This window comes from Natrinema sp. CRL1 (genome assembly GCF_059162405.1).
In genome coordinates this window covers 16,223-41,518 of sequence record NZ_JBLVOY010000010.1, presented here as the reverse complement: position 1 = coordinate 41,518, position 25,296 = coordinate 16,223, and the positions used below count along the sequence as shown (strand labels likewise).

Here is a 25,296-nt window from a genome sequence, read left to right as displayed (position 1 = left end):
CTGAATCACCACCTCGAGACCTTTTCTTTGGTGTTTCTGAGTCCTTGCTTGGCTTTGATCGACGTTTTTCGGGTGACCTGTTTGGCGTCGTCTTTGGCTTTATCGCGCATCCGCCCTGAATCAGATTTCCGGAGGGTGTTGTACTGGCGAGCGTGGGCTTTCGTCGAGTTCGCTGATTGACCCAGCTTGTATGCTTTCGAGTTACCGCTCTCGAGTTTCGTCTGCCCGGTTTTGGTCACCGGACCGTACTTTCCGTTTGCGTAGCCCCGGTGGACGTTTCGGGCACCACGCACGGCACTTCCAGAGGCAGCTTTTGCTTTGCGGGCCCCAGCAGCAGCCGATGCCGGATTCGTGGCAGTGACACTCTTCTGGGCGATCGTCCGGACAGCAGGGCTGCTCCAGTAAACGGTCATGATCATGGCAATAACCGCTGCAGGTATCAGCGTCAACCCAATGAATAGCGCGAAAAGCTCATTTTGGCCAAGTGTCTCAATACCACCGACCTCCCACCCAATTCGGAAGAGAAGCGCCGCTGGAACCCCTGCGAGTATGAGCCCTGGGTAAATCCCTGCTACTCGACGAGCCATATTCGCTGCTGGAGTAAAGGGCCAGACTTCAAGCGCCCAGATAACCCCTAGAAGCGGCATAGTGACCGTTAGCACAAATATTCCGATCCATCGAAGGGCAACGACGAATCCAGCAACAACTAGGAAGAAATTCGAGATAACGACCATCGCGAGGATCACAAACGTCCCTCCAAGAGTCGCTTGAATAAGTCCACCAAGGCCTGCAGACATATCTTCTATTGGAGCGATCGTTGTCCCAATTGCATCGACAAATTGTAACGGGATCGAGACTAACGGGAACCAGACGAATGTCCCCATAAACACGATTCCGAGCCGTCTCATGAGTCGCTTCCGACGATACTCACTTATCGACCCTGCGCGGAGACCGATGAACGAGAACGAGATAATCACCATCATAATCGCCAAGGGCATAATATACGCCAGATAGACATCCTGGTACAAACTTGCCCATGGCTCTTCACTTGGGCTTCCAACAACAATATATTGAGTGTCAGATTCCGGTGCCGGAACACCGACAATGGGCTCCAAGAGCGCTCCATAGATATCGTTTACCAGCCCGAGAATTGCGTCGGTGAACCTCTCAATAACGTTTTCAATCCCATCTTCGACTTGGTCCTGCAGCCATGGCATTTAGCTCTCACCACCAGTAGAATCCGAGTCAGTTGGACTGCCCTTGACAATTGTAAGGTCACAAGACTGGTCATCACCGTACTCGATTTGCTGTGTGTACGACGGATCTGGTCCCACCTGGACGACAGCTGTCACTGTCATCGGTTCAGTTCCTAATTCGCTACAGTCCAACGAACCTCCTGCACCACTCGTCTGGTAGATTTGCCCAAACGAATAGGCAGTCGTCTCTCCGGGCGGCAAGTGTATCTCATGATGATACGAGACTGTGTCGTCTCGACCTAACTTGGCGGCTGGTGCGCCTTCCCACTGAAGTTCTGTGAGTAAGGAGGGGATCGTTCCTTCGTTCTCTATAACAACTGCTGCATATTCATCCCAGACTGGTGAATTCTTGTCCCAGTCCATATCCGGATTCTCTGCTGCCCAGAGTACGTCGGTGATTTTGCACTCCGCATCGAGCGAAATCGTTGTCGAGTCGATCGGATCATCGCTTTTGAGACTCTCGAGGGCAACGAGTTCGTACTCGCCAGTCAGGAGATCGTCTTCATACCTGCCGAGAATCTCGAAGACAACTTTGGTGACACCTTCCTCGAGACGGGCTTGGTCGAATAACTCGCCATTCGGATCGACGAGGTTGATGAATTCGGTTGCACTCTCCCCAGTTACTTCGACCTCGAGATTCTTCCCGTTCATCTCGACGTTCGCGAAGACATCGCTATCTTCAGTGCTGAGTCCGGTTCCATCCGCTGTACTGTTGTTCGACGGATTCGTGGAGGAGTCCGACGTACAGCCAGCAAGTGCGGCGGTACTCAGTCCGATGGTGGCAAGCACTGATCGGCGAGCGATACGACTCTCGTGAGTTGGATTGTTATCTGTCATCGGTATCTGTGAGTCCAAGGAACGTGCCGTCAGTTAGGTAATCAAACCCGTAGACGGCGAGGGCAACTGGGAGGAACCAGAGCAGCGTTACGAGCGCTAACTGGACGAGTTGAGCGAACTTCGGATACTCCGGCGGGATCTTCGTCCGATCCTCTGCAGTCGCGTACATCGTCTCTGCACGCCACCAATCCTCGGCAACGTACGTTCCGTCGACTACGAGCGATGGCCGCTCCTCGAGGTGGAGTTGAGCCATGCCACTGGCGTTGACGGGAGCCGACTGGTTGCCAACTTCCACGCGCCCAGTCGTCACTGGCTCTCCAGTTGCGTTTTCCGTCACTATTGCTTCGACGACCGCTCCCGAGGAATCGGCCTCGAGCACGGTCAGATTGAGATTGGTTTCGCGAACGATGCCGTCGTCCGCGAGCGAGACTGTTTGTGACTGGCCGCGAACAATGCCGTGAACGGTGACCGTGTCAAACGAATTGGCTGTAATCGATTCCGACTGTAGCGCCACGGAGGACGAATTCAGGTACTGATCAACAGGAGTAACGTCGATCGACTCAGCAAGGGACGGTCCAGCGCGTTCACTTCCCCAGGCGTCTTCGATCTCGAGCGGTGGTTCGACCGTCCCCGTCGCGTCGCTCGAGACGTCCGGTTCCGCCTGCATGGGGACCGCGTAGAGCTGTGCCGGACGCACTGTGGAATTTGCTCGAGTCGTCCCGGTCTCTGTCCGTGAGACCATCGTCTGCCAGCCGGCGTCGCCGGCGGCATAGAAGCGCCAGTTCCCACGAACTCGTGTGTCATTGGCGATCTCAATTGCCGACCAGACGGCACTCGGGTGAACGACAGCGCCCGTCTGCTTATCATCGGTTTCGAATGTCGTCTGGGTTCCAGTGGCGGTGTCGAGTCGGTTGACAGTGATGTTGCGCGAGTCGGTTACTGTGAGTTGTTCGGACGGATGGGTGAGCTCTGTCTCCCACGAGCCATCACAGGAGTCCGTACTCTCATTATACTCGTCACACGTCCGCCGTTCGTGGCGGAGTTGAGCAGAGATATCCACCGTAACTGTCAGCGTTGGGTCGCCTGACAGGCCGCTATACTCGAGGGTTGCCTGGTGGCTGGTGTTGGAATCGAGTTGCTGACCATCGGCCCGAAGCTCAACCTCGTCGAGTTCCGCCTCTTCGAGGGACCACTCCTCACGCACTGGGCCGCTCTCACGATCGTCTGGAACCGCGACTCGATAATCAGCTGTCGCAAGTACCTCGCCTTTCGGTGCGATATATGTGGTCGACTCGGTACCCGACTGGAGGACCGTCGATGGCTGAACAGCGAAGATGCTGGCGTGTGCATCCTTGATGTACTGTCCATCCTCGAGGGCTGCCGATTCCGGGTGAACTGAAGTCGCTGCATCACCAGCGGTATACTCACCGAAATCGCCACTATTCCACCGTTCGACATCCTCGATCGGATCGTCGAACAGATAGTCCGTCGACTTGGAGAGGCGCTGTGTAAATTCCGCAGACGATGACGCGTTCGCAGCGAAATCGTCGCTCGAGAGATTTTCCTGCTCTGTATCTTCTGACCACAGCAACTGAAACCGCGACTCGTTGACGCCGTGATCAGGTCCATCTATGGGGACCGCTGTACTCGAGTGTGAATCTACTGCGAGAACTGTGGTGCTCGCAAGGCCACCCAAGAGACTACTCGTACCGAGGAGGGCGAGCACGACGAGCATCGAACGAGGTAGGGCCATCTGTGAAGGGGTCAGAATGGCTGCACGCAACTCGAGAACTCGAATCCCATCTGACTTCCAACATTGTCGATGAGCTCGGGCGAGATGAGCGCAAGGACGATGATGCCAAATCCAACACCCGACATCACCAGTCGCTCTTTGGCGGTGTTCTTTTTCTCAGGATTGCCGCCCGCACGCATGTACGAGAGCCCCGCTCGACAGACGTAGAAACCCGTTGCAGGGAGTCCAAGCCCGGCAATTGCTCCAAAGACGATGGTGATTCCTGTTTCGACGCCAGTTCCACAGTAGACATCACCGACATCCGACTGGGCAGCCGCTGAGCCAGTCATAATGACGAGGAATGTGAACCACATGGCGACCGGGGGAGCCTTCGACGTTGCTCGGGCAGACAGGGCTCGGAGTTGACCCGAAAACATGGATTGCTCATCAGGGCGTTTGGCAGACTGTTCAACGGAATCGGGAGTGGGACCATTATTCATACGGGGAAATATTTGGGTGGGGTGCGTCAGGCTGTGGCTGGTAGGCCTCATCGTTGGATAGCGATGCAATCAGGTCCTCGAGGTCGTACGTTGTATCACGACTCACATCAGCAACCAGTATGTCCCAGTCTCGAGGGGTGCTCTTGCAACCGGTTATCATGTAGTCAGTGCGTCTCGAACCGACCTGGAGGCAGTAGTATTGCTACCCAACCTGAGGAACACTGCGTTGACGGATATGATCGGAATTCGTGTGTGGGCAGTCTTGAACAGCATTATTTTGTGTCCTAATGTAAGCACTAAAAACTCATTATCGGTGCTACATAATGGTTACTATTAGATTGTGTTATTAGTAATTAAAGTATACGAGACATTCATCTATAGACATAAACTATTGTATTTGAGTGATCGATCTTTCCAATACAGCGGTCACCGTAGAGGGAAGGGTGATCTACTGTCCAATCAAATTAGAAGAAATCAGATGATACAATGCGAATAGAATATTTTTGATATGGGGTCTTGGACTTCAACCGCACAGCGAAACGATGGAAGATGGTGAAACGATTCCAGAAGATGCGAAAGCAGATCTGAAAGAAGTGATTGACGAGGCGACTCGCTGCGAGCTGCCACGCTGCTCGCGAGAGTTCGGGATCGGCGTTGTCGTAGTGGACGCTGAACTCGGCCAGTGCGACTGCGACCAAGAGATCCTCCTATCGTTCAGTGAGCGCCGCCGGCGTTGGCCGCGGCTTCGTATTTAAAGAACAGTATGTGAAAGTGCCGTGTGGCCCTCTCGTGGGTGCGTGACGATGACCGTGCCTCGAAGGCGTTGGGTCCACAACAACCATTACGCCGGCGCAACATCGGGCGAGTGCTGGCCGATTGGAATGTCGACATCGATCTCATCGTACCAGACGACCGGCCGCTTTGCACGGCCGTTCTCCTCAAGGTCGACAAGGCCGTAATCGGCGAGTTCAGTGACGTTATCAGTCACTTCCGGCGGGTGACGGTCAACGATCCGGGCGAGTTCACGAATGCTCTCAGGCTCATGGTCCGCGATTGCCTCGAGCAGTTCAAGGTTCGTCGGCCGGAAGATCCGGCCGAACGTCTCGAGGTCCGCAACGGAGAGTGTCGACGGCTTCGGGTCGACACCCTCATCGGCATCGAGAGCTGCAAGCGTGTCCTCGAGGTCGCTGCGGTCGGACGACGAATTGATTCGGACGTGGAGTGTTTGGGTCATGGCTTGGGATAGGGTTAGGTCGGTCACCAATCGATTCGCTTGTCGAACGGAAGCGCCGCGCGCCAAGCACGATACAGTGTCTGTAATCCCGGGTAGTCAGCTTCGAATACCCGTGAGTCGAGGTGCAGTTCGTGGACACCGTGGTGGTTGTCGAACCGGATAATCGGGTCGTCTGCACCGGCGTCGCCGTAGTGGAAGGCATATTTGATGCCGTCCGGGAACTTCTCCGACTCAGGGACCGCGAGTATGCGGACGCGAGCAACGGTGCCATCCGCATAAGCTTCGATCTCATCGCGAACGACAGTAACGTCCTCGCTCATCCCTGTCTGTTAGTATGAGTCCTAACATAATAAATGTTAGGCTCAAAGCTAACATAGTATCGCTTATCTCGAATTAGCGATGATCACAGCAAGACGATATCCGGAATTGAAATCTAATTTGAGCAGAGTCAATCTCGTTAAGTGCTTCCGTAGCAACATTGCCCAATTTGCCGGCCTCAATATGCGAATACCTCTCCTACACCATCTCTTCGGAGTTATCAAGGTACCGAGTGCCAACCGAGTATCTGAATGCCCGGACGAGAACTTCACCCATCCCACGGCAGCCGCCGTGGGGTGCGAGATAGTCATGTTTCGGATGACCAACATCGATATCTGCGGCTTCCGAGAGTCGCTGGAAAAGTGACCGTGCGCCGTCTGGCGTGATCGACGGCGGCCGGATGTCCTCGTCAAGCGCTAGTAAGAGGACGTGAGCGTCCCCTCACGTTGCTCGTCAATTGTATCCGGGTGTTCTTCCTCGGTCGGCTATAGTAGCCGTTAGAATTATTTGCTCGTAGAGTGTTGCAACAGACAGTGGATCACCTCGAAGAAATTTCAGTCGAAGAGTTGCAAGATGCTCTCGACAAGGTGGACGGAAAGAAGCCGACACAACGGCTCTTAGCCGCAATAGCGTATAAAAACGGCGTTCAGCAGACTGAACTAGCTGAGTGGTACGGCGTGGAGCGACGGACGATCTATAGTTGGCTCAAGCGACTCGATACTGATGAATCGCTTGAGCGGGCTGTTTCTGATGCTCATCGGTCTGGGAGAAATCGAAAACTCTCGGAAAGAGAGCAAGAACAGTTCGAAGCAACTGTCCACGAATCCCCTAAGAAAGTTGGGCTCGACGCGCCGGCGTGGACCCCGGCGCTCGTCCAGCAGTATCTTGACGAGACGTACGATGTCGAATACTCAATCCCGAGTTGCCGGCGGTTGCTCAAAGAAGCGGGATTGAGCTATCAAAAACCACGCCGCACAGCCGCCGAATCCGATGCTGACGAGCAAGAAACGTTCCGCGAAGAGTTCAAAAAAGCGGCGGCAAATGGACGCCACAGTAGTCTGTATCGATCAAACCAAGAAATCCGTGCAAGTCGAGCCGCGCGCCGCGTGGTTTCCCCGCGGCACGCGGCCATCTGTCGAATTATCCGGCCAACGCGACTGGACGTGTCTCTTGGGCGCGATCACCGAAAACGGTGATCGCTTTTTCGCTCGATTCGAAGAGTACGTAACCGCCGAACACGCCAAACATTTCATTCTTGCATTATGCAAAGAGTTCGACGATGATTTGCTTATTGTACTGGATGGAGCGCCGTATTTTCAGGCGTCGGCCGTCACGGACCTAGCGGCCCGTGACGACCTCGCCTTCGTCACGTTACCGGCATACTCGCCAGAGCTAAATCCTGTCGAGGAGTGCTGGAGACAACTCCAAGCCGCTCTCAGCAACCGCTTCTTTGAGTCACTCGACGATCTTACAGCGGAGATTGACACAGCTCTCGATCAACTCTCTATTCCCAAAGTGAGTAATTACTTCTAATGCCTACTATAGTATTAGTGGCCGCGCCGACAGACGGGGTTTCAGCAAAATATCTTGCAATACGTCATTTCTATTGACGCTTCGAAAGTCCGCGGTAGGACTATTACGTGACTACGAATACGACGAGTTGATCGTCGACGACGACATGCTTGACGAGTTGGATGTGTGGCTCGAAGATAGGGGGTTCGCTGGCGAACAACGCTGATACTTATGATTCAGGAAAACGAGGGCTATGGGAGTACGGCGACCCATGATGGACAAGGTTGTCTAGTTCAAATCAATCCTCAGAAATAAATTAACTCAAGTCACAGTTCTGTCGGCTGATGTAATAGATTGAAGATTTTCGTCTGCCGAGATCTACCTTTGCACACCGAGGTATCTACTGCGAGTGAGAAGTAGCCGACATCGGTTAGAGTCTCTGCACTATATGGTTTCGAACCGCCCGTTGGTGCTCTTTACACTTAGCACTGAGATGGGCTACCGTCGTCAAAATCGGATATGTGAACGGAGAGTCTTGATAGAGGTATTGAACGAGCTGTCGATGCTGGGTTCTAGTTTCGATGCTCTGGCTCGTTGTATCCCTGAGAAACTCTTGACGTTGGCGACCCAGTCTTTCACAGCGGCCATATTTATTTGCAAGTATTTCGTGACGGTTCTGCAGCGCTTCAAATCCGAGGTCGGTCAACGCACCCTGTTTAAATTCTGCCATTCCAGCTGTGATGTCGTCAACGATGTCACTGGCGCTCCCTAATTGGGCTTCCTCTCGCTCAAGTGCCCGACACAGGACTTTCGTCTCTGACTGCCGGGCCTTCGCCTCCGCAATAATCATTTGCTTGAGATCCGACGAAAAGGATGTTTCTGTCGTCGGCGCTAATGCGAGCGCGATCGGCTCCGATAACTCCTGTTTGATTGTTATAAGTAGTGACTCTGATCGATCGATATCAGCTACACTGTGAGATCGTACCGTTTCGTCGAATGCGGTCCGAACTGCACAGCACCCGTCATTAGATGATACATCCGTACGGTACTGCGTAGCCGTCTCGGCCGTGGTCTCAGATGACAAGGGCTGCGCCCGCTCAGCCGATAGATCTGAAATGCGAACAATAAAATTTTTAAGTGCTTTCAATTTTTCGTCAACTGCTTTCTGTTCTGCGTCTACTCGTGTTTGAGCCTGCTTGATCTGTGTTTTCATCTTGTATCACATATCAGATCGATACCTGTGTTCGTGAATACGCCCGGCTCGGCAGTAGCCGGTACGACGAACTTAATGTGATAACTCTCTGTCCGTTCAGTAACCCAGAGAGATGTCGCAGAGCAACGATGCTGGCCAGAATCGCAGTCTGTTACACCTGAAAAGATAGAGGGTAACACGGGACCCCTCCGTCTATTTGAAGAGCGAGTCAGACATCCGTTTCGGGAAGCTAACAACCCTCTGATAGATGCTCAACTGTTCCACATCGTCACCTTCACGGAGGTAGGATCGCGTCCGTTGGCTGACCATCTCGACGGAGATGACGAGTGCCACTATAAATAGAATCGTCGCCATCATATTTGTGAACTGGAAGGTTTGCTGCTCAATCGTTAGCGTCACTCCCAGACCACCCGCTCCGATGATGCCAAGACTGACCGCGGACCGGACGTTATTTTCCAGAACAAACATTGCCCACGCGATGAACGGTCGGACCATCTGGGGAATCATCCCAAATGTGATTATCTGAGGCTTGCCTGCCCCAGTGCTTTTGATTCCTTCGATGGGTCCGTCATTGACCTCTTCAAGCTCGTCGGTGAGTAGTCGACCTAGTTCTCCGATAGTGTCTGTACCGAGAGCGAGTGTTGCGGTTACCGGAGTGATACCGCCTAGGGGGACGTATATCAGCGCCCAGACGAGCGCCGGGATCGACCGAATGATACTCATCACGCCTCGGAAGAGGAAATTGAGTGGGAATGGGGTGACCCGCTCGTTGCCCAGGACACCGAACAATAGTGCCAGCGGCGCGCCCATAATTGTCCCCGCGAGGGCAATCGCCAGCGTAATTCCAGCTTCCCCCACCAGTCCAGCTTCCTTCATGAACTGGTAGTAGCGGCCGATATCGACGAAGGGGATTAGGTCGAAATACAACTTCGGCGGGAAATACAGTGCGAGTGCATCGACGAACTGTGGCCAGTACTCTACCCATTCTGTACTCCAGAACCCAGCTGCGCTCAATGACCAGTACAGCAGTACCGCAATACCAGTCAGTAGAGCTGATTGAGACAGCCGACGCACCAGCCGGGCACGCTTTAACTCGTTATGCCGTTGTTTGATCGCTGAATCTTCTCGACTACCACCGAGGAATCGTCGAAGTAGCCTCTCGACAAGGGGTTCAGGATCCGTACTCATAATTCGGCTCCAATGTCGGTGGTTTTGGTCTGTGCGGATTCGTTCGAGCCGATAGTATCGGTTCCTTCGCGGAGTTCTTCTGTCTGGATCTCACCATAAATTTCCTCGAGAATCGAGGGTGTGAGTTCCGACCGCGAGCCAACAAACATCACCTCGCCATCTTTTAGACCAATAAACTGCTCACCGAACTCCCGGGCAATATTGACTTGATGGAGGCTTGCCAGCGTCGTAAGGTCGTGCTTCTTGGTAGTCTCACGAAAGCATGTCATCACTGTCTCAGCACTCGCAGGGTCCAGACTGGCGACGGGCTCGTCGGCAAGGAGGAGCGAAGGTTGCTGAACCAGCGCGCGTGCGATTCCGACGCGCTGTTGCTGGCCCCCGCTCATACGGTCTACTTTCTGGCCTGCCTCGTCGAGTAACCCGACTGTTTCCAGCGCCTCTAGTGCGAGTTCTCGATCCTCGATGGGCTGTAAATTGAGCAGGCTTCGAACGAATCCGGTTCGATTGAATGTCCCAGTTAGGGCATTATCGTAGGCACTCAGCTCATTGGTGAGATTGTGCTGCTGAAACACCATTCCAACGTCCGACCGCGAATTGGTGATTTCCTGACCATCGAGATACACACTTCCTGAGGTGGGTTCAGTCAACCCGTTGAGGATCCGCAACAGCGTCGACTTGCCAGCCCCAGATTTGCCGAGCACGACAGCGAAGTTCCCGTCGGTAATCTCGAAGGATACACCTGACAGGGCTGTCGTGTCCCCATATTCCTTCGTCAAATTCTGTATACGGAGGCTCATACTGAGCTAAAGGTCTCCCAGATCGACGCCTAACGTATCGATCACGTCGAGAATTGGCTGGTAATCCTCCTGACTTCCCGGTGTAACCGCGCTGATCGGGTTGTCCACGTCTCCATCCGGTTCCCGAAGCGTCCCCTCCTCGATCGAGATGATCGCCTCTTCTATGTCGGAACGCAGCGGGTGTTCCCAGTTGCTGCGTGCGATGATGGGCGAGAAGGGAAGCGATTGCGACGCTTCGACCAGTTCCAATTCCGTCGAACTCGATCCTACATTGTCATCCCATCGGCCAGATTGTTCACGGACTCGATCTGGCCACTGGTCTTCTGAAATGTACTCCAAGAGAACCGCGATGTCACAGCCGACGGCGGCGAACTCGTCCCGATTGAGGAATGAGTCTATTGCGCCAGCTTGGCCGCTCGTCCACGTGCCGTCGTAGTCGACTGGATCACCGTACGGGGCCTCTCCGGTGTCGAGTCCGGCTTGGTGGAGCATGTAGTTGGGATATAGCGACCCGCTCGTCGAAAGCCGGTCGGCGAACACGATGCTCTCCCCTTCGAGATCAGCAAGCTCCTCGATGTCGGAATCTGGACGTGTCGCGATTCCAGCGAAATACACTGCAGCACCACCCTCCTCGACGATGCCGACGACATCGAGTTCCTCGGGATTCGCGAGCATGACAATATCGCTGCGCGTCAATTCGGCTTGGTCGTTGAGTAGAGATTGGCCAATTCCCGAGGTGCTATCTGCGAAATCGACGTTCAAATCCAGCTCGTCGATTTCCGAACTGAGATACTCCTCGAACGGCTCCCACATCTCTTCGGTGTCCCCGGGAGTCTCACCTGGTGTCTCTAGGAACGTGACTTGCTCACTGCCTGACGAACTCGAACTAGATGTACAGCCTGCGAGACCAGCAGTGACTGCTATACCAGTACTCTGCAGGACACGACGTCGTGTCTTATCTGCCATCACACATGGCTGGCGGGAATTCTTCAAAGAACCCTTATATTTTAGATAAATGAGGGTATACTCTACTATGTCGTGAATTACGGTATGGTAGTGATATATATTCTAAAAATAGCTATCTTCGTACTGTCTGGTCAGAGGGTTCGTTCTTGTCGCTGAGGCACCTGGCCAGCGAGTCGATCTGATCAGGACTATCAGCCGTCGAACTATATCTGTTTGTGCTGCCAGCAGATCATGACAGGTAAGCACCTGACGTTTATGTAGGAAGCCAGGTCCATCGCCTTTAATGTCTCTCACTGAACGTCAGAAGGATCTCCTGATCGCCGTCGCACTGACCGAGTTCAGGTCCACTACGAAGCCGCCGATTCTGAACTCTCGAGTGAAGCCTGGCAGTTGGCGGCCGGTCGTCTTGTTGATCACGACGTCGAACCACGCGAGGCTGTCGCTGAACTCGAGATCGGATAGTTGTCACTCGAAACGGTGCATAATCACTTAAGGTGAAATCATCGATTAGAGGTTGTCAAAATATCGTCGACGAGGAGATATGAGATCTGACCCGAGTTCGCGAGGTCGAATACTCGCCTGATGCCGTCCCGATCGAAATCCGTCCTTGTCTGCCCTTCGTCCTTGATCGGGTCACAGACGAGGTCGATATCGTTTCGCTCGACGATCTGCAGCAGGTCGTCGGTCTGGGCCTCAAGGCTGCGACCGTCCTCGGCCTGCTGGTTTGTGCTGACGCGAGCGTAGATTACACCGGGCTTGCTTGGATCCGAGCTGGGCGTTTCGCTCTCGTCGACTGTCTGGTCTGGTTCACTGGGGGGAGGTTCCTCCTGGTCAGCGCTGTAGGTGGTGAGGTCCTCCTGAACCGCACCCACGAAGACCACGCTCACAATCGCGAGGATCGAGGGCGACCCGATGTATGATATCGCATTGGGCGACTCGAGAATGTATGATATCGGGATGGGCAGCACAGCGACAGTCACGTATGATATCGGTGTGCGCCAATTGCCGTTCTGGCCGAGCGTGACCGTCCGCTGTTGCATGTATGAAATCGGGGTGCGCGTGAGGGTGACTTCCCGGAGTGATCCGAGCCCGACGCCATCTGTGAGATCGTGGCCGACCTCGAGGGAAATGCTGCTGCTCGAGAGGGGCTGTTTATAAGCAGTATATGTGCTCTGTACAGCCCCTATCACGGGAGGTATGATACGGGCAGTGTTAACTCTCCAAGATCGTCCGCACGGCGTCGGTCAACTCGTATTCCTGTGAATTCTCACTCTCGAGTATCCGAACGAGATTATACTGGGGGAACTTCTCACCGAGCCACCCACGCACCGTTCGGCCGACGACCGGATCGTCGACTCGGCTCGCATATTCGTCGTGGATCGTCCCACTGGTCGCCGGTCAGCGACGCGATCCGTGCACGGGCGATATCCACCTTGGCGTCTTGGGCTGCCTGCTCGATAATCGGGGCTGTGACTTCCTCGACGCCCCTACTGAGTACCAAATCCAGCGCGTTCCGAAGGGTGACGATCGCCTTGCGGGCGTCGCGCTCGCCGGCATCGGCGATCGACGCAAGCGAATCGGACGAGACCACATCGGGTTTGACGCCCGCAGCGACCATCCGATCCTCGCGCGGGCCGTCTCCCGGATAAGTTCGTTCACGACATCGTCCCCGAGGTAGCCCTCGTTGACGCACCAGCCACTCCACGCGAAGATATAGCGGTAATAGGTTTGTACAGTATTCTGTTTGAGCCTGCGATCACCGGCGAGATGACGAGCGTGCTCCCGAAACACACGTTCGTCGAGGTTCTCAAAGGTGGATTCACGGTCGACATCGTCAAGAACGATCCCCGGTCCAGACGTCGTCACTGCGGTTGCCGGTGGCCCACTCCGCGAACCGCTCGAGTTCTCGCCCTGCGTTGCGTCGGTAGTTCTCGCCGTCGCTACCGCGGCCTTTTCCCTTATCCTGGAGGTCCCGCTCGAATCTGTCGTCAAGTGGCGTCGAGAGTGCTGATCAGGCATCGGCGGCCGTCCATGATCCTGTGAGGTCACTCGACTGGTCGTCTTCTCCAATAAGTTCGTAGGCCAGATCAAGCAAGGTGCCGAATCATCTTGAGTCCACCCACTAGGACAAGAACCGTAGCTAACACAACCGCAAAATCCCCTATTCCACCGCCGAGAAGCCGGATTGGAATTGCAATTGCGGCTAAAGTCCCCACAATCTTCATCGCAGCCACCGCAATGTTTTCGGCCTCTTTTGTCGGAGAACTCATTCGTTTTCGAACACGGCCGTATTGTCCTCGCCCAGCTCGCTCGCTTCTATGTGCGAATACATCTCGGAGGTCGTCTTCGGATTGGCGTGGCGAAGCGTCCGTTGGGCGCGTTGCGCGCCGTGTTCCTTATACAGCGTCTCTCCGACGCCTCGCCGGGCACCATGCAGCGTTAGATACTCGCCGTCCTCGAGATCCAGTCCCGGCACTTCGGCCTCTTTCGAGAGACGTTTCAGCAGCGTCCGAGCACCGGAGGTACTCATTGACGGTGGTTCGATACTGTTCTCAAGGCAGAACTCCCACGGGTTGCCCTCCGGACGATCGTACTCCGACTCGTCGATCCGGTCGTACAGCGACGGTGGATGCCGGGACGGAAAGACTGGCCACGACTCGGCAGGCGGATCAACGAGGGTTCGGAGCCGCCGCAGCGGTTCGATTGTCTGACCGGTGAGCCCGACCTCCTCGTTTGGATCCTGGCTCTTGCCGAAGACTTCGATCATACCGTTCTCGAGATAGACGTCGTCCCACCGGAGGCCGTTTCGGTCGTCGTGTCTCGCGTCGGCCAGGACCTCCGACCCACGAACGCCGGTGTAGGCCAGCACGTAGATCAGCGCGCGGTCCCGTACCTCCTCGAAGGCGTCGGTCCCGTCAGCGTCGATCGCCTCACGAGCACGCTCGTCGACGTAGTCGGTGAGCGCCGCTCGCTGTTCGGGTTGCCAGAACTGTTGCTCGCTGCTACTCGTGTCGCCGTTCGGGAGCGGGTCTTTTGCCCGTTCTTTCTCTGCTGGGTTCTCCGGCAGGTACTCGACTTTCACAGCCCACGAGAGGAACGCCGAGACGTAGTTGTAGTAGGTACGGGCCGACGACTCTGCAATCCCTGTGTCACCGCGTGACCGCCGCTCGAGGTAGTTCGCGTAGTGACGCATGGTCAACGGCGCCACGTCGGCCAGCGTCTCCTCGTCGCGGCCGTCAATCCACTCGTCGAGCCACTTCTCCAGGTTGTACTTGAGGTTGCTACTGTAGTTCCCCTTCTGTTCTCGCAGGAACTCGTCTTTCGCGTCTTCGAGGGGGATTTGCCCGCCTGAACCCCCGGAGTTGTGCTGAGACATCGACTCGGCTTACCCAAGGGCGTGGACCTACAAAATAGCACCGTACATTATTGGTCTAATGTGCTGTGGACCGTTGGCATTGCTTCGATTGTTGCTGCAGGCTATGAGAGTACAGATATCGTAAGAATAGATAGTTGTTAGAGTTTTATAAATCCCATGGCGATATATTAAATTTCGGCCGGGAAATTGCAGACCTTCGCAGTCTGGATTTCTACAAATCAGACGCTAAGTGACAAATTTGACAGCGGGAACAGGGACACCGAAGAAATCGATCCGAGTTAGTCGTCGCCAGCCCCGAGCGAGTGCCGGCGAAGCGTCGGACTGATGTTCTCCTCCACGTACGCCAACTCCGACTCGTACGCCCGCGTCAAGTCGGCGTACCACGCGGCCATCCGACCAGCCAGATCAGTCTCCTCCGTCGCCCGATACGACTCCAGAAGCGACCCGCGAGCCCCCTCATTGATTACCGTCCGCGACTCGCCCTCGATGAACACCGTCAAAACGTCCTGCATCACGTCGTCTCCAACGTCGTACGCGTCCTCGTCGCCAAGCACCGGCTCGAATAGACCACCAGCGAAATGGGGAGGACTTCCGGACTCATCTCCTTCGCGGTCGTCCTCCGGCACCGACAGCACATTGTAGAACAGGGGTTTGAGGTGCGTATCGTAGAACGAGCCTTGGAACCGATTCAGACCCTTGTTGTGATGGCTCCACTCCTCGTGCAGTTCGATCTCCAACACGCCGCGGTCGCGCATCAGTCGGACGAAGGTCAGTCGGTCGAGGAGCAGGGCCGCAAACGCGGTCTTCTCGGCCTCGCCTGCGCCGGTCGGCGCGTCGACGGCTTCGACGAGCGGCGTGTCGATGCCATCGTGATCGTAGTCTCCTTCGCCGATCAGCGTCTCGGTGTACAGGTCGTGGAAATCCGACAGACCACCGGTGGCCCGACGGACATGGTGATGGCCGAGATTTTGGAAGAACGATGCAAGAAGGCCATCCGGTTCGGGAAGTCCGTTCAGATCGGCGTAAGGCACCATCCGCTCCTCGCGAGCGACATACTGGACGACCGGTTTCAAGCTATGAGGCCCGACGACCTCTTCGAGCACGAGGCCACGCTTGTCGGTTTCAGAGATCTCGTAGACGCCCCACTCGAAGCCGTCAGTAGCAATCCCGTACTCGTGGCGGGCGGAGTTGAGGTACGTTCGCAGATCTTGTTTGGCGGTCTCGATGTCGTTGACTGACTTGTTCTCGCCGATGACGTTGGCGGGGAGATTATCTACACGAAAATCCGGGTATTCATCATCTTCCCCAACCGGTGAATTCGGTCGCGGGGTGTATGTGTACCCGAGAACGTCAAGTACTGGCCAGATTAGGTGATCCTCCACGAACCGTTCTTGAAACTGGCCGAGGTCAGTACTATCGAGTTCGGCGTCGTTTTCGATAACTTCGCCGAGGCGGTCTGCCGAGAGGTCACGGTCGGCCAACTCATCGAGAAAATCTTCAACCACAGCCCGCAAATCGGAGACGGCGGCATCAACAGTCGCGGAATCCATCTGTCTGGACTCTGAGATAGCATCACATATCAACATTCGCCATTCGGGACGATGTTATGAACTGGTAGTAGTCGAGTCGGATGAAGAGTCGGCCGGTTTCAGAGCTTCTTCTCCGAGACGTCCTTCGAGGAAACGAAGCATCGGACGATTTCGCTGATTTCCACGTCCGATGGATGCCGGCGAGGTTGTGCAGGCAGACTGGCAGGAGAGCGCCCTCGCGGTAGTGCGCGGCGGCACTCCCCCGAGTCCTCGAACGGATCGTACGGCGCGTCGCGGTACCACGCATGCCCCTCCACCGATCCAGCACGTCTCCGAGACTGTCGTTCTGGCCGAACAGGAAATCGTACGCGCCGGTCAGCGAGGTCGCGTCGTCGGAGGCACCGTACGCTGTGGTGGTCGTGTTCAACCGTTTCTTCACCGGATCCCAATGATCGCGAACAGGAGGCCGTCGAACGGCCAATCCACCCCCTGCTGGATGCAGCGGGTGCGGACGAACGGCAGGTCGAATCCACCTTTCCACGATTCAGCGTTGTACGCGACGAGTCTGTTGTAGTTCGGTCGAACCGCTCGAACACTACTCGCCGCATCGCCTCAAGTAGACCAGTCTCGTCATCGGCGACAAGAAGAGACACCGAGGTACCACAGGCCCCGGTCAGCTGCTCCTCGAACGCCTCTGCGCCGACGGCGTGCAGGTCGGCGTTGACGAGAGTCGAAGAGCGCTAGCACGAGACGTAGGTCGAACTTCGACGATGTCTGCAAAGCCTGTCTTCGAGGACACTTGAGCCCCAATCAAGTCTGAGTTCGGCTCTGATGATCCGATTCATCATATTCTGTAGGGATAAAACTGAGATTTGAGGACACCAGACCACGAAGGAATTAATGAAGTGATCAAGCAAACGTGAGTGAGAAGAACAATAGTTGTAAGCGCTAAAGGTCGCAGAGCTCCCTGTTACTACGCAAATTCAGTCACTCAGGTAGCCGTTCCAAGAAACGATTTAATCTCGATCCGACCGTTCGGAGAATTACTCACCCTCAGCTATTTTGAAATGCGAGCCTCCTCAAGGTACTTGCAATCACCAGGATAGATTGGGCGACCATCATACTCAACCAGCAGATGCTCTAATTCATCAATCGCTGCTGCTGCTTCATCAAGGACCGCTGCAGCCCGCTGCGGCTGCTCATACGGATAGTCTTCCTCCAGACAGTCTAAAATCTGTTCAAACAACTGCTCAGCTTCATCCTCCGCCTTAGATCGCTGCTTGTGCAACTCGTCTCGGTCCGTAACATCCGGAATCGCAGAGTAAACCGCACGACTACGTCCACCGCCGACGTTAGCCCGAATCCAAATCTGTGGTTCATCCGGATGTACACCAGAATCACCCTCCTCAAGTCGGGACCGTGCCCGTTCCCGGAGTTCCTCATAATCCTCGAAAAGCCAGCGTTCATACTTCACTAAAAACTCGAATATCCACCGGTCAAAATACCCGGCTGGTTCAAACGTGAAGTCTTTTGTCTCGTGGACAATGCCGCCATCAAAGCCCTCACAGAATTCGTTTCTTAACGAATTAAACTCCCTATATAGATCTTCGATTTCCTCTTTTTTCTCCCGAAGATCAGGCGCATGGTTCTCAAGCAGATCATCAAGATACCGATCACCCTCGAGACGATGCGGAAGGACCTGAAACGACTCTTCTTCAACAGTCATCGCCGTATACGATCCCGTTGGTGCAGATTCAAACGAGGCATCGGCTACTGCCGGCAGGTTCATCCCTGATTGATCAAGCGGATCGTCAGCCATCTCCTTGTCTGGGTTTCCATGCCATAGTCGCACACGATCCCGGAGTGTCTCTGTATGCTGCTGCCGTGCCTCCCGATTCAATTCTTGGGCGAGGAGTTCATGCTGAGACTCAAGAATAGATGTCTGCCGGAAATAGAGGATGACCAATGCAGCAGAGAGAAACGCTGAAACAGTCACATCAACCACCGTGAGTCCCGTGGTGCCAAAGTAGCGGTGTGCCCCTACTCCAAGCGCGAGGAATACCAGGCCAGCAATCAGGAGATACAGAAGAATCCGTAACTGGCTTCGGTGTCCACTGCTCTCTACCATGGTGAAGCGTACTTAGCAGAGCATGAAAACTCTATACATCCGACATTCTATACTCTTATAGATAATCACTGAGAGCGCCACCGGATATTATTATGGATATGCCATCCCTCGTCTATTCTCCGTCTACAGGATCGCACAACCGCGAAAACCCAGAGGATAGAACAGGTTCTATATCTGTGTCCGAATATAGTTGATCGTTGCTGGGATCGCACTGAACAAGACAAAGAGATTGATGAGCAAAGTGGTCCCAACCCCGACGATGCTTCCGACGCCTGCTGAGTCAACCCCAAACGAAGACAACGACAGCTGGTCTGCATCCTGAAAGAAGACGACGATCGTCATCAGCAGCATCGCAATTCCAGCGGCAAAGTTGACCCACAAAACACACAGAGAGACGGTGACTGCCACCCATTCGAGGGGTGAAAGCTGGTTCCGGGTGCTTCGTATCATCGAGGATCGATTCCTGTTGAACTGACTGCGGAAATACCGCCACCCTCCGACAATTCCGCGACGCACGATATTTCGAGCGGTCGGGTACTGACGGACAAGGAATCGGACGACATTACGGAGGATGGCTGTAATGCCTCGCCAGACTGCGGACATACTGACCTTGACAGCGCGCTGGACTTGTGGGCTAGTAACAGCAGCCCAGATTCCAGTCAGAATACCGACGAGCACCGTCAAGAGAAGTTCTGAAGCACGGTTCACGAGGGGCGCGTTATTTGTTGCCATGCATAGATCAATGGTCGCACCTATCAAAAATCCTGTGTAGTGCCGTGAAAGTGAAACGATCGAGAGAACACTCGTAGTCAAGAGATCAGGTGGGGTGCCCGATTCTCTCAACAATGTCTTGATTTGACCATTCCAGAAGACTATCACCGCTACTCTGAGCCAACTTCAGCCATCCCCTGCTTGAGAACAGTGTTCGCTGTTCGCCTCATCATTCGAAGAGATGGTAGCTCTAACTCGTCACGGTCAAGTATTCCAGCGACATCCTGCCCCTTATCTGGGTGTTTCACCCTGTTAACCATCTTACGCCACTCCTCAGCCTGCTCCTCGCTCGTTGCAGTATTCTCAGCGATCAGCTGATCTTTGTCCCCGTACTTCCCAGAGAACAGAACGTTTTCGCAGACGTAGTACAGATTGGCAGCAGCAGTCCAGAGATCAGACGACAGTGCATCATCGTACATGTGAAGGGCAATCCGGATATCCATCTCCGCGTCAGTTGCAATCTGCTTTGACCGGTACTCTCTGACTTGCTCAAAGACCGATACCACGTCACCAGTGATTTCAACCTCTTTTGGGATCTCATTCATCCCGAGTAACGCTGTAGCAATGTTCCCTGACGAAAGATCGCCTCGATAGTTCAACGCACCTCTCTCATACTTGTACGCTCCTCCGATCACCTGACCAGGGTTCTGCGAGAAGAATACCGGATCATCCGTACACAAGTTAAGAGCAATCAGCAAATCGAAGATATCGGCGTGTTCTCGGAGAGGCGGGTCAATGTTCTCAAGCAGGCCCCGCGAAATGACCCACCAATGATGACCGGGATTATCTACCGTCTTATCGACCTGTATCTCCCTGTCGCTAGTGACCTTTGTCTTTCCGTGATAGGCCTGCTCGTTAACCCACAATTTGACTGTTTCATGCTGTTCAAATGCTAAAGGCTGTAATCCTGGACACCGGATGACTTCAACCTGCTCCGCCTTTTTATCAATTCGTGACTGGTTTCCTGTTCGCACCTGACTTAAAGGACGAAGATAAGAGGGAATGAACGTCGTCATATTCAACGACTATCAGGTCAGTCAGCCAAAAATATTTCCACCACTCAATCTATAGTAACCGTTAGAACTTTCTACTCAGAGATTGTTCCTAAGCATAGTGAATCATCTCGACGATATCTCTGTCGAGGAATTGCAAGATGCCCTCGACAACGTGGAGGGAAAGAAGCCGACACAACGGCTTTTAGCGGCAATAGCATACAAAAATGGCGTTACACAGACCGAACTAGCCGAGTGGTACGACGTTCAGCGACGCACGATCTATAGCTGGCTCACGCGACTCGACACTGACGAATCGCTTGAGCAGGCTGTTACTGATGATCACCGATCTGGGAGAAAACGAAAGCTCTCAGAAAAAGAGCAACAAGAATTCGAAGAAGCTGTCCACGACTTACCCACAGAAGTTGGGGTTGACGCACCGGCGTGGACGCCGGCGCTCGTCCAGCAGTATCTCGACGAGACCTACGATGTCGAGTACTCAATCCCAAGCTGCCGACGGTTGCTCAAAGAAGCGGGATTGAGCTATCAAAAACCACGCCGGACAGCCGCCGAATCCGATGCTGACGAGCAAGAAACGTTCCGCGAAGAGGTCAAAAAAAGCGGCGGAAGCTGGACGCCACAGTAGTCTGTATCGATCAAACCAAGAAATCCGTGCAAGTCGAGCCGCGTGCCGCGTGGTTCCCCGCGGCACGCGGCCGTCTGTCGAATTATCCGGCCAACGCGACTGGACATGTCTGTTGGGCGCGATCACCGAAGACGGTGATCGCTTTTTCGCTCGATTCGAAGAGTACGTAACCGCCAAACACGCCAAACATTTCATTCTTGCATTATGCAAAGAGTTCGAAGATGACTTACTCGTCGTGCTGGATGGAGCGCCGTATTTTCAGGCGTCGGCCGTCACGGGCCGCCAGGTCCGTGACGACCTCGCCTTCGTAACGTTGCCGGCGTACTCGCCAGAACTCAATCCCGTTGAGGAGTGCTGGAGACAACTACAATCAGCACTTAGCAACCGATTCTTCGACTCGCTTGCTGAGCTCACAACAGCGATCGATACTGCTCTTGATCAACTCTCCATTCCCAAAGTGAGCAATTATTTCTAACGTCTACTATAGCGAAACTTGACGGCTACCACGCCCACCCATTCAGAGAACTCCGTAACGGAGACTACTTGACCGGTCTCTCCCAGCAGCGTATCGAACTCCTGCTCTCTTTCATTACCACCCAACGCACCAGAAGCCGGGCGACAAAGAAGGACATCGAACAGGGCTACGACTTCCTGAAAGAAGCCGTCGAAGACGATATGAACGCCGACAGGTACGAAGACAAGATAGAGTGGAAAGACGACTTCGATGAACGAGAAAAGATGGAGAAACTGGTTGAAGCCCATCTCCTCGGTGTACATCACTTCCTCATTGCCCAGGGCATCTTCGGTTACATCGGAATCAAAGATCTCGACGGAGTGATGCTGTGTAACGTCACCGATCAGGAGTTCATCGTCTCAGACGCCCCAATGGTCCTCGACATCCCACAGTACAAACACCAACTCGGCCTGGTTCCTGCAGGCATGGGAAACCGTGGTCTACAAATCTACTGCCCGGTTGACCAGCACCGTATCTTGCTCCTCTACGACCCAGATGTCTATCGGTTCGACCAGAACTCCAAGAGACAGGTCCTAATCAAAAACGATAAAGTTATCGACAATCTGAACCTGCTGCAGTTTCACAACGCCGAGAGCATCGTCATGTTCAACGGCAGCAGGGAAGATTACATTCTCGACCTGTACGATCGGATCGACGAGGTCCGGCGGAGAGAAGAGATCACGACGACACGGGAAACAGAGAACATGGGCGAGTTCGAAATGGAGGAGGCACCGGCCTACCAGGTTCCGAAGATTTCGCCCGATCTTCCCGGTTACACGCCGCTTGATGGCGTCTGGTACATCAAGCGACGTCCAGTCTCGGAGATAGAGAAGGAACGGCAACTTGTCCACACTATCTTCAATGAGGTGAACTGGGCGTCCGACGCTGCCGTGATCTACTGCATTAGGCTCCTCGAACAACTTCTGGACCTTCAGTAACCGTGCTGAATACACCCTCTAGGTCTTGTTTAGACGCGACCGAGATCGGCGCTAACGCTTCGTTCTCAAAGTATGGAACCGTACTGTGAGGTGCTTACCACCGAATTCTATTCAGTCAAAACAACTTCAGGCCCGCTCATCCGGGAGCGTCTAAACAAGGCTCACCCTCTATATCCAGCAGGTCGTTTCTGACTCCTATCCACGAGATGGGCAGCTGCTCCGGTAACGCCTTCGCCTATACTGAACGCGGGTTTCCAACCCTACTCTGGATAATTAAGTCGTATCACCTACTACTGTTACAAAAAAGCAAAACGAGCGCCTCGGGACCAAGCGCCGAGATGGTTCACCGATACGTCAGTCGGCCTTCGCGCTCGAGGAGAGTAACTACAGCCACAAGCTGAACATTGCTTTGAACCTGACCCGGTTCACAAGAAGCGTGGCGATGCGAGGGTCATGCCATGGAAAAATGTTTGATTCCGAGTTCCAGTCCGCATTCATAGAATTCTAACGTGTTCTGTAAGGTTCCCACTCGTACTCAACTTCTCCTGTTTCATCGTTTGTATCTTGATTGTAGTGGAGTGACCCGGTTTGCCAACCACACCGGTTCCAGAGCAGGTAGAAAGCCTTTCGAAGTTCGGATGGAATATCAACATCGTAGCCGTTCAGAGTGACGCGACTCAGAGAGAACTCCTCAGTTCCTAGTGTCCGGCGGTTATTAGGACCCCACACTGACTGTGGTTTCCCCATTGTATATTCCTCAGCGTCAATTAAAGTAATATAGCAATAGAACGGCGGTGCAATTTCTGCTTCCTCGTAACAGTCTAACGTCTTCTCAACAAACTCGACGACAGCCACATCGAAGCCGTACTTGATTTGAGGAATGTCACTCCGGTAGAAGTCCATCCGGGTGCTTACTGCTTCCATCCATCCATCTGAGTGGAATGCGGCGTACTGGCGGTATGAGTCTCCTTCAATACCATGTTGATTACCCGTTACTGCGACCCGGCCAATGCGTTCAGTGATTGAGTGTCGGGAGTCGAATGCTGGTGGGTCGGGAAGATCCATTGCAATTCTGTCGTGGCTGTCATCTACTGCCTCGATAGGGATGAGATGAACTGCAACGATAGGCCCATCTTCCTGTATTGGGCCAACTGGTGATTCTCTGTTGTGAAGTCGTTCAATGAACGTAGAATACAGTTCGTCAACGTTCTCAGAGACATCCTCGAACGCTTTACCAGGGGTAACACTAAGATGTTCGATGGCAAGGTCGTGGTTTTCGTTATCCCCCATTAACCTGTTTCGGAGGCGTTCGAAGTCCCATATACGGACTTGCCATCCGTATTCCTCTTCAAGTTCCCGCTCAACCCGATCTCGTTTTATCGCTGCGGGATTTTGGTTTGTGGCGAAGATGAAGAAGTCATATGAATCCTCGTGATTTGAGACTTTCTCAGCGTCACTCTTTATCTTCGACTCCCAGTTAGCACTGATACTGCAGTGAAGAATCCCGTTCTCGCTGTCTCGGTATAGTAGGGAGTCACGGCCACCATCGGGACCTCGTGTTCCAGTAGGGTCCACGTCATATCCTTCACGTCGAAGAAGATCTGAAGATAGTTGTTCGAGCCGTGCACCATCACCGATTCCCTGAAGTGCAGCTTCAAGCACTGTGTTCGTCATTATCTGTCCTTGGGTAGGTGGATGACCTAACAGTTGTGGAGACGATATGTCGTTCATGTCCTCGTCCACGCCCCCTGTTCATATCCTTGTCATTCATCAGGCGAAATGTCGGTGTTAAAAGCAGTTATCCGACATCCACTTATTTCAACTTCAGAAGCATCGATAAGTGTAAGATACATTCTCTCTATCAAGGTGTGTCCGAGAATTCGGGGAAGGTCAGACAAGCAGTGTCCGAGAACTCGGAGAAAGTCGGACAGAATCAATTTGATTCTCCCACCTGAGTATCCTGAATGAGAGAGATTCCGGCAGATTCTATCCGGAATGCAGGCAAACCGGACATAATAAACCAGAATAGAAGATTTCGGGTCAACAACTGAATTGAATGTCGGATTGGTTTTTCTATTGAATAGCAGTAGTTTGGTGAGGTCCTACAGCTCGAGTTGGATTATGAATTGCTCATTCGAATCTTAGAGTCGGCATTCTGAATCGCTACTCTGAAGGACGGCTCAACTCGACAGAATGTGTAGAAATAAAATCACCAACCGAAATTCAGACTGATCTCAGATTCACTTGGATCACTCTCATCTTTATCTATGAATAATGTCCGCCGGAGAAGATGGCTTCCTCTTCTCCCACCAGTTACTGTTGACTGAACAGCATCTTGGAATTCTCGGATACCAAAAGCATCTTCATATGGGAATATTTGGTTTTCTACAGTATAATATTCAAATACACCATTTTCATCACTGTGGAGAAGGGTGTTATTATGCCCAGAAGACAAGAACATGAACGTATATGTTTTGAGCGCGTCCATATCGCTCCTTGGAAGACGTTCAAGAAGCATCTTTGCTGCCCTTTTTCTACGTTCTGCGTCATCGAGATCGTCTTTGTTTTCGACTAACCCATCAACAATCACCTCATCTAGCTGGTTAGCAACATTCCCTGTCACTGACAATGCATAGACAACGTAGAAGAATTCCAGATCAGGATGTCCGGCCACCATGTAAACGCTATCTTCTTCCCCAATACAAGTGTGTCCGGTAAGGTCATATTCCTCCCCCCGAACCTCCACAGTTAGAGATCCGACACTTTCTTCGCTGATCTCATCCCCGATTGCATGGACATACTCCGCGAGCGTATCTAACGCTTCGTCAAATTCTTCTGAGTTAGGCATT

21 protein-coding genes and 4 pseudogenes are annotated in these 25,296 nt (G+C 53.6%); 3 read left to right on the top strand and 22 right to left on the bottom strand.

What is annotated here, in order from left to right:
• Positions 1-5: 5 nt before the first annotated feature.
• The 7 genes and pseudogenes from ACJYUO_RS20995 to ACJYUO_RS20965 all read right to left on the bottom strand — a co-directional run.
• Complete coding sequence (locus tag ACJYUO_RS20995; protein ID WP_494347269.1) at positions 6-1,217, bottom strand: TrbL/VirB6 family protein; 1,212 nt, start codon at positions 1,215-1,217, stop codon at positions 6-8.
• Positions 1,218-2,045, bottom strand: coding sequence for a hypothetical protein (locus tag ACJYUO_RS20990; protein WP_494347268.1), 828 nt, complete (start codon positions 2,043-2,045; stop codon positions 1,218-1,220).
• A 37-nt stretch (positions 2,046-2,082) separates the two neighbouring features.
• Positions 2,083-3,846, bottom strand: coding sequence for a DUF8186 domain-containing protein (locus ACJYUO_RS20985; protein WP_494347267.1), 1,764 nt, complete (start codon positions 3,844-3,846; stop codon positions 2,083-2,085).
• A gap of 11 nt (positions 3,847-3,857) precedes the next feature.
• Positions 3,858-4,199, bottom strand: a complete 342-nt coding sequence (locus ACJYUO_RS20980; RefSeq protein ID WP_494347266.1) for a pilin — start codon at positions 4,197-4,199, stop codon at positions 3,858-3,860.
• Positions 4,200-5,166: 967 nt separating this feature from the next.
• The gene (locus ACJYUO_RS20975; RefSeq protein ID WP_494347265.1) at positions 5,167-5,559 is read right to left on the bottom strand and encodes an HVO_A0114 family putative DNA-binding protein; all 393 of its coding nucleotides are present in this window, start codon (positions 5,557-5,559) and stop codon (positions 5,167-5,169) included.
• Positions 5,560-5,582: 23 nt separating this feature from the next.
• Positions 5,583-5,879: a toxin-antitoxin system TumE family protein gene (locus ACJYUO_RS20970; RefSeq protein WP_494347264.1), complete on the bottom strand. Its 297-nt coding sequence runs from the start codon at positions 5,877-5,879 to the stop codon at positions 5,583-5,585.
• Positions 5,880-5,952: 73 nt separating this feature from the next.
• A pseudogene (locus tag ACJYUO_RS20965) lies at positions 5,953-6,350 on the bottom strand (hypothetical protein); the annotation flags it as partial.
• Positions 6,351-6,395: 45 nt separating this feature from the next.
• On the opposite strand from ACJYUO_RS20965, the pseudogene ACJYUO_RS20960 reads away from it, so the two are divergent.
• Positions 6,396-7,410: pseudogene (locus ACJYUO_RS20960) on the top strand (IS630 family transposase).
• Between the two features lie 409 nt (positions 7,411-7,819).
• Here the strand turns inward: ACJYUO_RS20960 and ACJYUO_RS20955 are convergent.
• The 13 genes and pseudogenes from ACJYUO_RS20955 to ACJYUO_RS20895 all read right to left on the bottom strand — a co-directional run bounded on the left by ACJYUO_RS20955 (position 7,820) and on the right by ACJYUO_RS20895 (position 20,373).
• The gene (locus ACJYUO_RS20955; protein WP_494347263.1) at positions 7,820-8,602 is read right to left on the bottom strand and encodes a DUF7260 family protein; all 783 of its coding nucleotides are present in this window, start codon (positions 8,600-8,602) and stop codon (positions 7,820-7,822) included.
• 192 nt (positions 8,603-8,794) lie between these two features.
• The gene (gene phnE, locus ACJYUO_RS20950) at positions 8,795-9,790 is read right to left on the bottom strand and encodes a phosphonate ABC transporter, permease protein PhnE (protein ID WP_494347262.1); all 996 of its coding nucleotides are present in this window, start codon (positions 9,788-9,790) and stop codon (positions 8,795-8,797) included.
• Complete coding sequence (gene phnC / locus ACJYUO_RS20945; protein ID WP_494347261.1) at positions 9,787-10,587, bottom strand: phosphonate ABC transporter ATP-binding protein; 801 nt, start codon at positions 10,585-10,587, stop codon at positions 9,787-9,789. Before phnC ends, phnE begins: the two co-directional genes overlap by 4 nt.
• A 6-nt stretch (positions 10,588-10,593) precedes the next feature.
• Positions 10,594-11,553: a PhnD/SsuA/transferrin family substrate-binding protein gene (locus ACJYUO_RS20940; protein ID WP_494347260.1), complete on the bottom strand. Its 960-nt coding sequence runs from the start codon at positions 11,551-11,553 to the stop codon at positions 10,594-10,596.
• Between the two features lie 500 nt (positions 11,554-12,053).
• The gene (locus tag ACJYUO_RS20935) at positions 12,054-12,593 is read right to left on the bottom strand and encodes a recombinase family protein (RefSeq protein WP_494347259.1); all 540 of its coding nucleotides are present in this window, start codon (positions 12,591-12,593) and stop codon (positions 12,054-12,056) included.
• 269 nt (positions 12,594-12,862) lie between these two features.
• Complete coding sequence (locus ACJYUO_RS20930) at positions 12,863-13,171, bottom strand: hypothetical protein (protein ID WP_494347258.1); 309 nt, start codon at positions 13,169-13,171, stop codon at positions 12,863-12,865.
• 53 nt (positions 13,172-13,224) lie between these two features.
• Positions 13,225-13,561: pseudogene (locus tag ACJYUO_RS20925) on the bottom strand (site-specific integrase); the annotation flags it as partial.
• 79 nt (positions 13,562-13,640) lie between these two features.
• A complete protein-coding gene (locus tag ACJYUO_RS20920) occupies positions 13,641-13,823 on the bottom strand; it encodes a hypothetical protein (RefSeq protein WP_494347257.1) in 183 nt (60 codons plus the stop codon).
• Complete coding sequence (locus ACJYUO_RS20915) at positions 13,820-14,929, bottom strand: tyrosine-type recombinase/integrase (protein ID WP_494347256.1); 1,110 nt, start codon at positions 14,927-14,929, stop codon at positions 13,820-13,822. The genes ACJYUO_RS20920 and ACJYUO_RS20915 overlap by 4 nt, the downstream gene beginning before the upstream one ends.
• A 278-nt stretch (positions 14,930-15,207) precedes the next feature.
• Complete coding sequence (locus tag ACJYUO_RS20910; protein ID WP_494347255.1) at positions 15,208-16,434, bottom strand: hypothetical protein; 1,227 nt, start codon at positions 16,432-16,434, stop codon at positions 15,208-15,210.
• A 1,081-nt stretch (positions 16,435-17,515) separates the two neighbouring features.
• Positions 17,516-18,586, bottom strand: a complete 1,071-nt coding sequence (locus tag ACJYUO_RS20905; RefSeq protein WP_494347254.1) for a hypothetical protein — start codon at positions 18,584-18,586, stop codon at positions 17,516-17,518.
• Positions 18,587-18,754: 168 nt separating this feature from the next.
• Positions 18,755-19,318 carry a hypothetical protein gene (locus ACJYUO_RS20900; protein WP_494347253.1) on the bottom strand — a complete coding sequence of 188 codons (564 nt, stop codon included), beginning with the start codon at positions 19,316-19,318 and terminating at the stop codon, positions 18,755-18,757.
• 149 nt (positions 19,319-19,467) lie between these two features.
• On the bottom strand, positions 19,468-20,373 hold the full coding sequence (locus tag ACJYUO_RS20895) for a hypothetical protein (RefSeq protein WP_494347252.1): 906 nt from the start codon (positions 20,371-20,373) through the stop codon (positions 19,468-19,470).
• A 97-nt stretch (positions 20,374-20,470) separates the two neighbouring features.
• Here ACJYUO_RS20895 and ACJYUO_RS20890 point away from each other — a divergent pair.
• Positions 20,471-21,470 (top strand): annotated as a pseudogene (locus ACJYUO_RS20890) (IS630 family transposase).
• Between the two features lie 8 nt (positions 21,471-21,478).
• Positions 21,479-22,447, top strand: a complete 969-nt coding sequence (locus ACJYUO_RS20885; protein WP_494347283.1) for a DUF4238 domain-containing protein — start codon at positions 21,479-21,481, stop codon at positions 22,445-22,447.
• A 504-nt stretch (positions 22,448-22,951) separates the two neighbouring features.
• Here ACJYUO_RS20885 and ACJYUO_RS20880 read toward each other — a convergent pair.
• Together ACJYUO_RS20880 and ACJYUO_RS20875 are read right to left on the bottom strand one after the other, a co-directional pair.
• A complete protein-coding gene (locus ACJYUO_RS20880) occupies positions 22,952-24,121 on the bottom strand; it encodes a hypothetical protein (protein WP_494347251.1) in 1,170 nt (389 codons plus the stop codon).
• 535 nt (positions 24,122-24,656) lie between these two features.
• Positions 24,657-25,295 carry a hypothetical protein gene (locus tag ACJYUO_RS20875; RefSeq protein WP_494347250.1) on the bottom strand — a complete coding sequence of 213 codons (639 nt, stop codon included), beginning with the start codon at positions 25,293-25,295 and terminating at the stop codon, positions 24,657-24,659.
• Between the last annotated feature and the right edge of the window lies 1 nt (position 25,296).